Origin of the sequence: Bacteroides xylanisolvens, assembly GCF_018289135.1 — a bacterium.
Lineage (GTDB): Bacteria > Bacteroidota > Bacteroidia > Bacteroidales > Bacteroidaceae > Bacteroides > Bacteroides xylanisolvens.
Map to the genome: position 1 here is coordinate 502,142 of NZ_CP072216.1, position 14,623 is coordinate 516,764.

Sequence of the window (14,623 nt, forward strand, 5' to 3'; positions counted from 1 at the left end):
TTTACGCTTTCTGTCGTTCACTCAATTTCCTACCTTTGTAATCTAAATCAAAATCGTGTAATCATGAAGTATAAATTATTGGTTCTTGATGTAGACGGAACACTCCTCAATGATGCGAAAGAAATTAGTAAGCGTACATTGGCTGCCCTGTTGAAGGTTCAGCAAATGGGAGTACGTATTGTGCTGGCATCCGGCAGACCTACTTATGGCCTGATGCCGCTGGCCAAGATGCTTGAACTTGGAAACTATGGAGGTTTTATCCTTTCCTATAATGGCTGTCAGATTATCAATGCACAAAACGGGGAAATTCTGTTTGAACGTCGGATTAATCCCGAAATGTTGCCGTATCTGGAAAAGAAAGCCCGTAAAAACGGTTTTGCCTTATTCACTTATCATGATGATACGATCATAACGGATTCTCCTGAAAATGAACATATCCAAAATGAAGCCCGGTTGAATAACCTGCAAATAATCAAAGAAGAAGAATTTTCTGCTGCCGTTGATTTTGCTCCTTGTAAGTGTATGCTGGTGAGCGATGACGAAGAAGCACTGGTTGGTCTGGAAGATCACTGGAAGAGACGATTGAACGGAGCGTTGGACGTATTCCGTTCGGAACCATATTTTCTGGAAGTAGTTCCCTGCGCTATCGACAAAGCCAACTCTTTGGGTGCTTTGCTGGAGGTACTGGATGTGAAGCGTGAGGAAGTGATTGCTGTGGGCGACGGTGTGTGTGACGTAACAATGATTCAGTTGGCCGGGCTGGGCGTAGCTATGGGACATTCACAAGACTCGGTGAAAGCCTGTGCCGACTATGTGACTGCTTCGAATGAGGAAGACGGAGTGGCCGTTGCAGTGGAGAAGGCTATTATAGCCGAAGTGCGTGCAGCCGAAATTCCCCTTGACCAACTGAATGCGCAGGCACGCCATGCATTAATGGGAAACTTGGGAATTCAATATACATACGCCGACGAAGATCGTGTGGAAGCAACGATGCCGGTAGACCATCGTACCCGTCAGCCTTTTGGTATTTTGCATGGTGGAGCTACTCTTGCGTTGGCGGAAACAGTTGCCGGACTCGGTTCGATGATTCTTTGCCAGCCGGACGAGATTGTAGTAGGAATGCAGGTCAGCGGAAACCATATATCTTCTGCACATGAAGGAGATACCGTGCGTGCAGTAGGAACAGTTGTACATAAAGGACGTTCCTCCCACGTATGGAATGTAGACGTGTTTACTTCAACAAACAAACTGGTGTCTTCCATACGGGTAGTCAACAGTGTGATGAAAAAGAGATGACCGACGAAGAAATAAGTAACTTGACAACTATTGATGCATTTATTCAGCGGAAGCAGCCGTTTGCTGTTTACCGTATTCCCGGAGAGAAAGTTCCCCGTCTGTTGACGCAGGCGGAAGGAGTGGTCCGTTTGATATACGATTTGAAAGAACTGAACGGACAGAGAGGATTTGTAATTGCTCCGTTTCAGGTGAGTGAGTCATGTCCGGTTGTATTGATTCAACCCGATCAGTGGGGGCAGCCTTTACCGGTGGATGATGATACGGAAGAAGACCGGGAGATAGCCTTGCGCCTGCAAGGGCAAGAATCATTTCTGACTTCTTCCACGGAAGAATATACGGCATGCTTTCATACCTTTATAAATGCGTTACGTGACAGGACTTTTGATAAACTAGTGCTTTCCCGTCATCTTACAGTTGATAAAGTAGCTGATTTCTCTCCTTCGTCCATCTTTCGGGCGGCTTGTAAACGTTATATTCATTCGTATATATACTTATGTTATACTCCGCAGACAGGGATCTGGCTGGGAAGCACTCCCGAAATCATTTTATCGGGTGAGAAAGACGAATGGCATACGGTTGCGCTGGCCGGAACACAGCCTTTGCAAGATGGCAGACTGCCGCAAGTATGGGATGAAAAGAACCGGAAGGAACAGGATTATGTATCTTCTTATATCCGTCGTCAGCTTCTTTCACTGGATATCCATGCTACGGAAAACGGGCCATATCCTGCTTATGCCGGTGCTTTGTCACATTTAAAAACCGATTTCCGGTTCGCTTTGAAAGATAATAAAGGTTTGGGAGACCTTCTGAAAGTTTTGCATCCGACACCTGCCGTATGCGGCTTGCCGAAGGAAGAAGCCTATCAGTTTATTTTGCAGAATGAAGGTTACGACCGCCGCTATTACTCCGGCTTTATCGGATGGCTCGATCCGGGAGGGCGAACAGACTTGTATGTAAACCTGCGCTGTATGCATATCGAAGATAAACAACTCACTCTTTATGCCGGCGGTGGATTATTGGCCTCTTCGGAACTGAATGACGAATGGCTGGAAACGGAGAAAAAGTTGCAAACCATCAAACGGCTGATTGCAGTGCCTCCTTTAAAATCATAAACTATTAATAATTATCATCATGTATACAGACAAGAAGAACATACTCCAGTTGGTTGCGTTGCTTGAGGCGCATGGGATTACTAAGGTTGTGTTGTGTCCGGGTAGTCGTAACACCCCCATAGTGCATACTTTGTCTAACCATCCGAATTTTACCTGCTATCCGGTGACGGATGAACGGAGTGCCGGCTATTTTGCCATCGGTCTTGCGTTGAATGGTGGTAAGCCTGCTGCTGTCTGCTGCACTTCCGGTACTGCATTATTAAACCTTCATCCGGCTGTGGCAGAAGCATTTTATCAAAATGTTCCTCTGGTCATTATTTCTGCAGACCGTCCCGCTGCCTGGATCGGACAAATGGACGGACAGACTGTACCACAACCAGGCGTATTTCAGACGCTGGTCAAGAAGTCGGTAAACCTTCCGGAGATTCATACGGAAGAAGATGAATGGTATTGCAATCGTCTGGTGAATGAAGCATTGCTGGAGACGAACCATCATGGAAAAGGACCGGTACATATCAATATCCCTATTTCTGAACCATTGTTCCAGTTTACGGTCGATTCGCTTCCAGAAGTGCGCGTCATAACCCGTTATCAGGGGTTGAACGTCTACGATCGTGATTATAACGATTTGGTCGACCGGATGAATAAATACCAGAAGCGTATGATTATCATCGGTCAGATGAATCTTATCTATCTGTTTGAAAAAAGATATATCAAGTTATTATATAAACATTTTGCCTGGTTGACGGAACATATCGGCAACCAGACAGTTCCCGGTATTCCGGTAAAGAACTTCGATGCGGCGCTTTATGCCATGCCCGAAGAGAAGGTAGATCAGATGGTTCCGGAGCTGCTGATTACTTATGGAGGACATGTCGTTTCCAAACGATTGAAGAAGTTGCTCCGTCAGCATCCGCCTAAAGAACATTGGCACGTATCGCCGGACGGTGAGGTGGTCGATTTGTATGGCTCATTAACTACGGTGATCGAAATGGACCCGTTCGAGTTTCTGGAGAAGATAGCCAGTTTGCTGGACAATCGGACTCCTGAATATCCCCGTGTATGGGAAAACTATTGCAAGATCATTCCCGAACCGGAGTTTGCTTATTCGGAGATGTCTGCCGTCGGTACGTTATTGAAAGCCTTGCCGGAGTCATGTGCGTTGCATCTGGCAAACAGTTCGGTGGTGCGCTATGCGCAATTATACTCAATTCCTTCTACGATTGAAGTTTGTTGCAACCGGGGAACAAACGGTATTGAAGGCTCGCTGTCTACGGCTGTCGGTTATGCGGCGGCTTCCGACAAACTGAACTTTATAGCTATCGGAGATTTGAGCTTCTTCTATGATATGAATGCGTTGTGGAACGTCAATGTTCGCTCCAATCTGCGTGTTCTTCTGTTAAATAATGGAGGAGGAGAGATTTTCCATACCTTGCCGGGATTGGATATGTCGGGTACCTCACATAAATTTATTGCGGCAGTTCATAAAACATCGGCCAAAGGTTGGGCAGAAGAGCGTGGGTTTCTCTATCTGCAAGCGCAAAATGACGAAGAACTGGCTGAAGCGATGAAAACTTTCACTCAACCGGAAGCTATGGAGCAGCCTGTGCTCTTGGAGGTGTTTACCAACAAAAACAAGGACGCGCGCATGTTGAAAAATTATTATCATCAATTAAAACAAAAATAGATTATGTCAACACAAAGAGAGTGGACAACCATTAGAGAATACGACGATATTCTTTTTGATTATTATAATGGAATTGCCCGTATCACGATCAACCGTGAGCGCTATCGGAATGCGTTTACTCCGACAACTACTGCTGAAATGAGTGACGCATTGCGCATCTGCCGTGAAGAAGCGGATATTGATGTGATTGTGATTACCGGAGCCGGTGATAAGGCATTTTGTTCGGGTGGTGACCAGAATGTGAAAGGACGTGGCGGATATATCGGAAAAGACGGTGTGCCTCGTCTTAGCGTATTGGATGTGCAAAAGCAGATTCGCAGCATCCCGAAACCGGTGATTGCTGCCGTGAACGGTTTTGCTATTGGTGGCGGGCATGTGCTTCATGTGGTATGTGATTTGTCCATTGCGTCGGAAAATGCTATTTTCGGTCAGACAGGTCCTCGTGTAGGTAGCTTTGATGCCGGATTCGGTGCGTCTTATCTGGCACGTGTGGTCGGTCAGAAGAAAGCACGCGAAATCTGGTTCCTTTGCCGGAAGTATAATGCACAAGAAGCATTGGATATGGGATTAGTGAATAAAGTAGTTCCCTTGGAACAGTTGGAGGACGAATATGTGCAGTGGGCAGAAGAAATGATGTTGCTTAGTCCGTTGGCTTTGCGCATGATTAAAGCAGGATTGAATGCCGAACTGGATGGTCAGGCAGGTATTCAGGAATTGGCAGGTGACGCAACGTTGCTTTATTACCTGACTGATGAAGCACAGGAAGGCAAGAATGCGTTCTTGGAGAAACGTAAACCGAACTTCAAACAATATCCGAAATTCCCTTAAAATCGGCTTTGCCACAGAGTACCACAGAGTTTGCTTTTCCTGCGTTTAAGCCCGATTTTCTGCAAAGCAAGACTGTGGAGGAGAGAATGGTAGGAGAACTGCAAGAGATATAACTTGTTAAAACTTCGTGAGGCTCTGTGTTATTCTGTGGTGAATTGAAAAATTATTCACGATGAATTGTAAAATAGAAATTATTCCCCGATTGCTCCATTTCAAGCAACCTGCCGGGACTTCCAGAGGAACATATACTACGCGTAAAGTTTGGTATCTTCATTTTACCTCTCCTGACTTCCCTGGCAGAGTGGGAATAGGGGAGTGTGCACCTTTGCCCGCTTTAAGTTGTGACGATCTTCCTGATTACGAAGATATATTAGTGAAAGTCTGCCGGAAAGTAGAGAGGGAACAAGGCAGATTGGATATGGATGGCTTGTGTGACTATCCTTCAATTTTATTTGGTCTGGAAACGGTCATCCGGCATTTCTTTGCAGGAAACTGGGCTTTATGTGATACGGCTTTCTCACGTGGAGAAGTTGGTATTCCGATTAACGGCCTTATTTGGATGGGAGATTTTCAGAACATGTTATCCCAGATTGAGAAAAAGATGGAAGCCGGATTTCGTTGTATCAAGTTAAAGATAGGTGCTATCAATTTCGAAGAAGAACTGACATTGTTGCGCCATATTCGTACGCATTTCTCTTCTAAAGAAATAGAGTTGCGTGTAGATGCAAATGGTGCTTTCTCACCCGTGGACGCAATGGAAAAACTGAAACGTCTGTCCGAGTTTGATTTACATTCTATCGAACAGCCAATCCGTGCCGGACAATGGGAGGAAATGGCTCGGCTTGCTGCCGAATCTCCATTAGCGATTGCTTTGGATGAAGAACTGATAGGATGCAATACGCTGGAAAGGAAACAGGAGCTGCTTTCAACAATTCGTCCGCAATATATCGTTATTAAACCTTCTCTTCATGGAGGAATATGCGGAGGAGACGAATGGATTACCGAAGCTGAAAAACAACAGATCGGCTGGTGGATAACTTCCGCTCTGGAATCAAACATTGGTCTGAATGCCATTGCCCAGTGGTGTGCAACATTTAGCAATCCGTTGCCACAGGGACTGGGAACAGGGGCGCTCTTTACAGACAACGTGGAAGTGCCTCTTGAAATAAGAAAAGATTGCCTGTGGTTTTGTAAATGATGGTGTTAAAGGATAATCCGATGATATTTGATCGAAAACAACAACGCTTGTTACTGGAAGGAAAAGAATATGCTTTTGAGGATATAAGCCGATTAATAGCAGGAGGAGCGGAGGCTCATTCTCCTGCTAGTTGGGATTTATATCTTTTCCTGAACGAATGGTTTAACGATTCTCCTGTCATCACTGTTCATACATCAGGCTCTACGGGTACACCTAAAGAGTTGATTGTACGTAAAGACCAGATGATGCAAAGTGCGCGTCTGACTTGTGAGTTTCTGGATTTGAAGAAAGGAGAGACGGCATTACTTTGTATGAATCTTCGTTATATTGGTGCAATGATGGTGGTCGTACGTTCGTTGGTTGCAGGCTTGAATTTGATTGTACGTCCTGCTTCCGGTCATCCTTTAGCGGATATAAAAGAGCCTTTGAGATTTGTGGCAATGGTTCCCCTGCAAGTTTATAATACGTTGCAAGTTCCCGAAGAGAAAGAGCGATTGAAACAGACGGATATTTTGATTATAGGTGGTGGAGCTATTGATGAGGCTTTAGAGGCGGAGATCAAACATCTTCCGACTGCCGCCTATTCTACTTATGGCATGACTGAAACTTTATCTCATATTGCTCTTCGTCGGCTGAACGGAACATTGGCTTCGGAACATTATTATCCGTTTTCTTCAGTAAAATTGTCTTTATCTGTAGAGAACACATTGGTGATTGATGCCCCCCTTGTCTGTGATGAAATATTGCAGACCAATGATATCGCACATATTTATCCCGATGGAAGTTTTATGATTCTAGGTCGGAAAGACAATGTGATAAATAGTGGAGGAATTAAAATTCAGGCGGAGGAAATGGAGAAATTGCTTCGTCCTTTTATTCCTGTGCCATTTGTTATTACCTCAGTTCCGGACCAGCGTTTAGGGCAGGCTGTAACCTTATTGATAGTGGGACAGTTGGATACAAGAGAGTTAGAAAATAAGTTGCAGACAACATTGGAACCATATTATCGTCCCAAACATATTTTTATTACAAAATTTATCCCACAGACGGAAAACGGTAAAATAGACCGTGTCGGATGCCGCACTTTGGCATTATCACACCTTTCCCATTCACATCAGTTCCCATCCATAGAACTACATGATGATGTAATGTAGTTGGGGGCCCCGGTAAAACTAGTGAATTTGTAAATTTGACTTAGGCTTACCTCCCGGGTGATTCAGCATTTTCATTTCTCATACTCATTCTCATTATTTCTCATAGCGGTTGTATAACGGTCTACTGCTATTTTACGCCTGAATCATTAACAGTAAAGTTATTCTTCATTATAGATAAACTTGTTTTGGGTTAATAGTAAACTTGTTTTTTACCTATTATAAACTATAATTGTAAGCTTTGATTATATAATTGCAAGTTTCATTTTTATAAATGCAACCTTTGATTATAAAAACGAAGCTTGCATTTATAGTTTATGATTAGTCAAAAGTAACTTTATATATAAAGGATTGGAAGTTTGCTATTAGTCAAAAGCAACTTTACTATTAATATTTTTCAGACGGAAAAGTAATAGTTTGTATGTGATGATAAGGAGAGACTGTTATGTGCGATAGAATAACAAAAGTAACAATGGCAGATAGTCTTTCAGTTCATTGCGCAAAAGTTCCATTGTCTTTTGCTTGTAACGGTTGATGGATTTCACACTGAGATTCATCTCTTCTGCAATTTCTACATGCGTTTTGCCTTCAAAGAAGCTTTTCATAAATACTGTACGATAGTTTTCCGGAAGTTTGTCCAATGTTTCATACAACATTCTGTATAGTTCATCAAGAGTATATATACTATCCGGTTCTGTTTCGTAAATTGGAGTTTTCTTCTTAATATTTTCCGCATAGCTCCATTCATATTCCTGATGTTTCAAGAAATTCAGGCAGTTATTTTTCACACACATTTTAATGTAAGCTAATGCAGTGTTCGATTGAAGATCAAAAGAGTCAGTATCCAGTTTATCCCATAATGAAGTGAATACATCCGAAACGATGTCCTCACGTGTTTCTTTATCGTCAACAAACCTTTTGGCATACAAACAAAATGGGGCATAATATTCCTCATAAAGTTGCTTGAAAGCCCGTTCTTTAGTCTGTTTGGAAAAAGAAATTTTCATTATTTAGGGATTCTGTGTTTTTTCATTTTGCTACAAATATATAATACAATAATTGATTAACCCTAATTTCCCATTCTTTTTTTGTGTTTCAGTTGGTATTATCGTTTCATTTTAACTGAATTCGGAAAAAAATAAAAAAAAGTTTGATTTCTCTGTCCTTTTTAGGAATCCTATTTGTATTATTAATGTTGTTGAACTTAAAATAATAGCCTATGGAATATATATATTTCAATTGAATAACATTACGAACCTTGATTAACAATCTTCTTCTTTTGTTTTTAGATTCATAGTCCGGGGTCTCGCAAACACTGCCGGGAATCGAAAGTGAGTTTATCATCAGTATGAATGTGGATAAGTGAGGATAATTCACCGCCTTAGTGAAACAAGATGAGTTTGTTGGTAACATTGAATCATTTAGTAATAAATTTATTAATCAACAAAAATTGAAAAACATGAAACGATTGAGTTTTTTATTGATGGCTGTAGTTTGTGTTATATTCTTTTCGTGTGGAGAAGATGAAGACAAGCAGGGTCATTCAATTACTGCATTTGCCGGTTATGGTGGCGCCATTGCAACAGCTGATAAGGAAATAGCCGTAGCGGGAGAAGCTGTGACTGTTACGGCTACTCCTGCTGATGGATTTTTATTTAAAGAATGGAAAGTGAGAGTCGGTAATACTATAGTTGAGAATGTGCAGGCAAATCCTTCCACATTTACTATGCCTATGGAGGATGTAGTAATTGTAGCTACATTTATGATAAGAAATGATGTGCTTGAAAGAATAACCGACCCTGCATTGAAAGCTTATTGTCAATCCAGAATGGATACAGAGCAGGAAATAGACGGAGTTACTTACCCGAAGTGGGACACGAATGGTAACGGTGTACTTTCCCCTGATGAAGCGTCAGCAGTAAAAGCTATTGATATTACCGGTGGGGTGAATGGAGTCAAAATAAAAAGTGTGGATGAATTGGTTGAATTTGCAGGACTGGAAGTGTTGAAAGTTAGTGGAAATGAATTGACTACATTAAATGTAGCATGGCCTAAACTTGCACAACTTGATTGTAGCCATAATAAATTGAGCAATTTGTCCGTAGGAAAAAGTGAAAATCTTAAAGAGTTATATTGTAACAATAATCATTTGTCCTCATTGAAGTTGAAGGCTATGCTATATGAAGATGGTTTTATGCTTCATTGTGGTAACCAAACAACAATAGATGGAGAAGCCCGGACAGTTGAAGTGTTATTGTCTGAGGAACAAATCGCTTTTTGGGAAAGTAATCTGAAAAAACTGAATGAAAATGTAAATGTAGAAGTTCAAACTATGCCTAATACTGATGTCTATTTAACAATGACTGATGCATATAAATATTCGTATGGCAGTTTGACGCTAATACTTTCGGATGATGATAGTAATCGTATACAATTAAGTTTGAAATTATCCGAATTACAACCGGGAGAATATTCTAAAGCCCAAATAAATAGTGCATATGTGACAGTAACAGGCGGTGGCAGCTATAGAAGCTTAGACTCTGACGATCCCGGTTCGTTTATTGTAAAATATGATGCGGTTAGTGATATTTATACTATAGAGGGGGTATTAAATTTGCGGGCAGATGCGTCGTATCCTTCTGTTAATATTGTGGGATTTGAATATACAGGACCGTTGTAGTCTATATCAATAGAGAAGAGAATGGAAAAACATCCGTAGATTTTCCTTATATGTAGATTAAAGAGTCTACGGATGTTTTTTTCAGATTATTGAAAAATGATTGGCTTTTGATGTCCCTTTTCAATGAGTCGATTGTACTATTAATATAGTTGCAATTATAAAAAAAGGAAGTATGAATAATAAAGAACTGGAGGCATCATTCCGCAAGGCGAAAGCTTTGGGTGATGATATTAGAGAAATGGAGTCGATTGATGCATTAGCTGCTTATCGACAGTCTCAAATGAAGATTAGAGGGCTGAAAAGAATGAGACTGCACAATCAACTGATACGTTGTGCTGCATTTCTGGCCATACCGTTGCTATTGGCTTCATTGATTTTGGGATATTTATATTTTGCAGAGTCGGAAGAAGAAATAAGATACGCAGAAGTTATTTCTACCATGGGAACGGTGGTGCGTTATGAACTTCCGGACCATTCTGTTGTCTGGCTCAATTCAGGTAGTAAGTTGCGTTATCCTACTGTTTTCAAAAAAGACAACCGCAATGTGGAACTGACTGGTGAGGCTTATTTTCGAGTGGAGGCAGAACCGGAGCGTCCGTTTTATGTGAATACGCCAAATGGGTTGAGTGTATATGTGTATGGTACGCAATTTAACGTGACAGCTTACGAGGACGATAACTACATAGAAACTGTATTGGAGAAAGGAAAAGTCAATGTAGTGACTCCCGGGCAGGAGACGATTACATTGATTCCCGGCGAACAATTGGTTTATGACAAACAAACCCGCCAGGTGCAGAAAAATAAAGTGGATGTTTATGGGAAGGTGGCTTGGAAGGATGGAAAATTGATATTCCGGAATGCTTCGTTGGAAGAAATAATCAAGCGTCTGGAACGTCATTTCAACGTAGATATTGAATTCAATAATCATTTGGGAAAGGAGTATAGCTATCGGGCTACTTTCAGAACGGAAACATTGACGCAGATATTAGATTATTTAGCTAAGTCGGCAAACCTGAAATGGAAGATTTTGACTCCCGAACAACGGGAAGATGATACATTTACAAAGACGAAAATAATAGTAGATTTATATTAGTAATCATCTGAAAAAACAAATAGCCTATGATATAACACATATTGATAATCAAAAAAGGGAGGAGGGCCGCTACCAACGGCTGTCTTCTCCCAAATCTAAGATTCACGGTACAGGGTCTCGCAAACGCTAACCGGAATCAACACCTTAGTTCATTTAGTAATAAACTTTAGTCAGCTACAAATGTATGAAAAAAAATCATTCATTTATTGCATTATGCTTTAAATATGCTTTAAATCTAAAACTTCCTTTAGTTATGAGGATTAGTCTAACATTACTTTTTGCAGTCGTATTGCAACTTTCTGCAGCAAATGGCTATGCCCAACGTATACGGGGAGTCATTTCGATGAATAATGTATCTATTGAACAGGTACTGAATAAGATAGAGGAAAGTTCGGATTATGTGTTCCTTTATAATGATAAGGCGATTCAGAAGAACCGCATTGTTTCAGTGAATAATAATTCCGGCAAGATACAGGATATTCTGGATGAAATATTCCGAGGCACTTCTATATCTTATACGGTGGTGGATAAACAGATTATTCTTTCCGCAAAACCTTTCGTACAGAAAACAATGGAAGATGCGACTATTCCGGTAAAAGGTATAGTAAAGGATGTGAATGGCGAACCTCTTATTGGAGTAAATGTAAAAGTAAAAGGTTCAAATGTCGGTACAATTACAGATATTGACGGTAATTTTACGATTAGGACGAAGAAAGGAGATGTCCTTGAATTTTCTTATGTAGGATACACGGTTCAAAATGTAACAATTACGGGAAATGCGACTTTGAATATTGTACTTCAAGAAGACAATGCAGTGCTTGATGAAGTCGTTGTCACTGCATTGGGTATCAAGCGTTCGGACAAGGCATTGAGTTATAATGTGCAGAAATTGGGCGATGCACAGTTTATGTCTGTCAAGGAAGCCAGTGTGCCGAATGCGTTGAACGGTAAGGTGGCAGGTGTCACAATTAGCCAAGGGGCTTCCGGTATTGGTGGGTCCACAAAGGTGGTGATGCGTGGTAGCAAGTCTGTAAACGCGGAAGGAAACAATAATGCATTGTATGTGTTGGACGGTATACCGCTTCCCGATCTTTTCCCGCGGAGAGGGGCTACCTCTAATGCACAGTATGGAGGAGTAGACGAAGGTGACGGTATCTCCAATATCAATATGGAGGATATTGCGGAAGTGACTGTGTTGACAGGACCTTCGGCAGCTGCTCTCTATGGTGGTCAGGCTGCGAATGGAGTAATCATGTTGACCTCCAAACAAGGAGGACTGAAAGACGGAAAGCCTCGTATTTCATTTTCCCATTATTCCGATTTCTACCAACCACTTCTCTTGCCAAAGTTGCAAAATACGTACGGAAGTCGTACGGATGAATTTTCCAGTTGGGGGCCGAAGCTGGAGACTCCTGCGAATTATGATCCGGCAGATTTCTTTGACACGGGTATGAGTTTCTCTAACAGTATCGGGGCACAGTTGGGAACGGAGAATCATAAATCCTATATTTCCCTTTCTTCTTACAATGCCCGTGGGGTAGTTCATAATAACAACCTCGACCGTTACAATGTTTCCTATAATGGTACATATACCATTACGGACAAACTTTCTTTGGGAGCTACTTTTATGTATACGAACAAGAAAGCGCAGAATATGCTTTCGCAAGGTGACTATTATAATCCGATTGTACCGATTTATCTGTTTCCTCGCGGTGATAATATAGATAAGTATAAATCTTATGAGCGTTATAGTGCGGACAGAGGATTCCCGGTTCAATTCTGGCCCTATGGCGACCAAAAGAGAAGCATCCAGAATCCATATTGGATTACACACCGCAATTTCAATATAAACCATAATGAACGTTTTATTATTGGTGGAAGTTTGAAATATACGTTCAATGAATGGTTTAACATCAGTGCCCGTTTCCGTACGGACCGTGATAACAAGAAGAATGAAATCAAAAATTATGCTTCTACATTGCTGTTGCTGGCTTCCAGCTCGGATAAAGGCTCGTACTTGTTGGCAACGGAAAAGAATATACAGGATTATGGAGATGTGATTGCCAATTTCCAGAAAACGGTATCAGACTGGGGATTTGTAGTCAATGCGGGTGCCAGCTTTAAGAATGCTTCATTCGATTATACGGCCAATTCTAACAAACTAGAATTCGGAGCACCTCTCGCCAGTGTAGCCAATAAGTTTACATTGAACAACCTGACTCCGGAACCCCAATATCAGGAAGGTAAAAAGATGAAGTCGCAAGCCGTATTCTTTAGTGCTTCTGTGGATTGGAAAAGAAAAATATTCCTTGATGTAACCGGACGTAACGAATGGACTTCGTTGCTTGCCAATACCAAGAACAAGAGTTTCTTCTATCCGTCGGTAGGTATGTCTTTTGTGTTGACAGAGTTCTTCAAAGTGCCGGAGAAAATATTGACGTTCTCCAAGCTTCGTCTGTCGTATGCTAAGGTAGGAAATGTGCCGATGTCACTTGCCGGAATTACTATTCCGTCTTATCCGATTAGTCCGGGCGGTGGTGTAAGTATCAATCCCGACCTTCCTATCGACAATTTGAAATTTGAAAAGACACAGTCGTTTGAAATTGGTTTGAATGCCCGTTTCCTGAATAACAAGTTAGGATTAGACATAACATATTATAACGCTAACACCTACGACCAGTTGTTTAAGTTCAGAGCACCGGAAAGCAGCGGTTATGCCAATTTCTATGTGAATGCCGGTAAAGTAAACAATAAAGGTCTTGAGGCTTCTATTGATGCGGATTTGACATTCGGAGATTTCAATTATTCACCGAAACTTACGGTAACCTACAATAAAAACAAAATTGTGGAATTGGTGAGAAATATTCCTAATCCGTTTACCGGAGCCGATATGAATGTTTCACATTTCGACATGGGAGGACTTTCTTATTCATTCCGTAACTATATTGATGAAGGTGGTTCTATCGGTGATATATATGTCAATTCGGTGAAAAAAGACGGAAACGGATATGTATATGTGAATCCGAATACCTTGAGCATGATGGTGGACAATGAGAATTTGATTTATGCGGGAAATACCAATCCGGATTGTTCTTTGGGATTTAACAATGCGTTCAGCTATAAAGGGTTTACGCTTTCCTTCCTGATTGATGCCCGGATTGGCGGAAAAGTGGTTTCTGCCACACAAGCTGTTCTGGATTCTTTCGGTGCATCTGAACAGAGTGCAAAGGCGCGTGACAATGGTGGCGTGCTTGTAAACGGAGTGCTGATGGATGCAGAAACTTACTATACTCAAGTGGGGGCAGGTACAGGCGTGTTGTCCAATTATGTATATGATGCTACCAATATACGTTTGAGGGAAGCTTCGCTTTCTTATCGTTTCAAACCATTGTTCAAGAACTTTGTGAAGGATTTGACTCTGTCCGTGACCGGACGTAATTTGTTTATGATTTATAATAAGGCTCCTTTTGACCCGCAACTAACCTCTTCAGTGGGTACTTTCTATCAAGGTATAGACTATTTCATGATGCCGAGTTTAAGAAGCTTCGGTGTGAGTCTTAAATTTACATTATAATTAA

General features: G+C 41.4%; 10 protein-coding genes. 9 read left to right on the plus strand and 1 reads right to left on the minus strand.

The genetic code is table 11. The annotated features are described in order from the left end of the window. The first annotated feature begins 63 nt into the window (after window positions 1-63). The 6 genes from INE92_RS02265 (at window position 64) to INE92_RS02290 (ending at window position 7,275) form a co-directional block, all read left to right on the plus strand. Complete coding sequence (locus INE92_RS02265; protein ID WP_004315182.1) at window positions 64-1,296, plus strand: Cof-type HAD-IIB family hydrolase; 1,233 nt, start codon at window positions 64-66, stop codon at window positions 1,294-1,296. After that, window positions 1,293-2,408 carry an isochorismate synthase gene (locus INE92_RS02270; RefSeq protein ID WP_195435586.1) on the plus strand — a complete coding sequence of 372 codons (1,116 nt, stop codon included), beginning with the start codon at window positions 1,293-1,295 and terminating at the stop codon, window positions 2,406-2,408. Before INE92_RS02265 ends, INE92_RS02270 begins: the two co-directional genes overlap by 4 nt. Window positions 2,409-2,427: 19 nt before the next feature. Then, window positions 2,428-4,095: a 2-succinyl-5-enolpyruvyl-6-hydroxy-3-cyclohexene-1-carboxylic-acid synthase gene (gene menD / locus INE92_RS02275; RefSeq protein ID WP_008643120.1), complete on the plus strand. Its 1,668-nt coding sequence runs from the start codon at window positions 2,428-2,430 to the stop codon at window positions 4,093-4,095. A 3-nt stretch (window positions 4,096-4,098) separates the two neighbouring features. Beyond that, a complete protein-coding gene (gene menB, locus INE92_RS02280; protein ID WP_004310001.1) occupies window positions 4,099-4,923 on the plus strand; it encodes a 1,4-dihydroxy-2-naphthoyl-CoA synthase in 825 nt (274 codons plus the stop codon). A 172-nt stretch (window positions 4,924-5,095) separates the two neighbouring features. Continuing rightward, entirely contained in the window at window positions 5,096-6,121 is a 1,026-nt protein-coding gene (locus tag INE92_RS02285) for an o-succinylbenzoate synthase (RefSeq protein ID WP_195435588.1), read from the plus strand. A gap of 20 nt (window positions 6,122-6,141) precedes the next feature. Beyond that, a complete protein-coding gene (locus INE92_RS02290; RefSeq protein ID WP_195435590.1) occupies window positions 6,142-7,275 on the plus strand; it encodes an AMP-binding protein in 1,134 nt (377 codons plus the stop codon). 440 nt (window positions 7,276-7,715) lie between these two features. On the opposite strand, the gene INE92_RS02295 is transcribed toward INE92_RS02290, so the two are convergent. Beyond that, a complete protein-coding gene (locus INE92_RS02295) occupies window positions 7,716-8,279 on the minus strand; it encodes an RNA polymerase sigma-70 factor (RefSeq protein ID WP_009040768.1) in 564 nt (187 codons plus the stop codon). 377 nt (window positions 8,280-8,656) lie between these two features. Between INE92_RS02295 and INE92_RS02300 the strand changes: the two genes are divergently transcribed. The 3 genes from INE92_RS02300 to INE92_RS02310 all read left to right on the plus strand — a co-directional run bounded on the left by INE92_RS02300 (window position 8,657) and on the right by INE92_RS02310 (window position 14,619). Further along, on the plus strand, window positions 8,657-9,952 hold the full coding sequence (locus tag INE92_RS02300; protein ID WP_008019074.1) for an InlB B-repeat-containing protein: 1,296 nt from the start codon (window positions 8,657-8,659) through the stop codon (window positions 9,950-9,952). A gap of 172 nt (window positions 9,953-10,124) precedes the next feature. Beyond that, window positions 10,125-11,045 (plus strand): FecR family protein, encoded by a 921-nt coding sequence (locus INE92_RS02305; RefSeq protein ID WP_004314747.1) that lies wholly within the window; start codon window positions 10,125-10,127, stop codon window positions 11,043-11,045. Between the two features lie 253 nt (window positions 11,046-11,298). Next, entirely contained in the window at window positions 11,299-14,619 is a 3,321-nt protein-coding gene (locus INE92_RS02310; protein WP_195435602.1) for a SusC/RagA family TonB-linked outer membrane protein, read from the plus strand. Window positions 14,620-14,623: the final 4 nt, after the last annotated feature.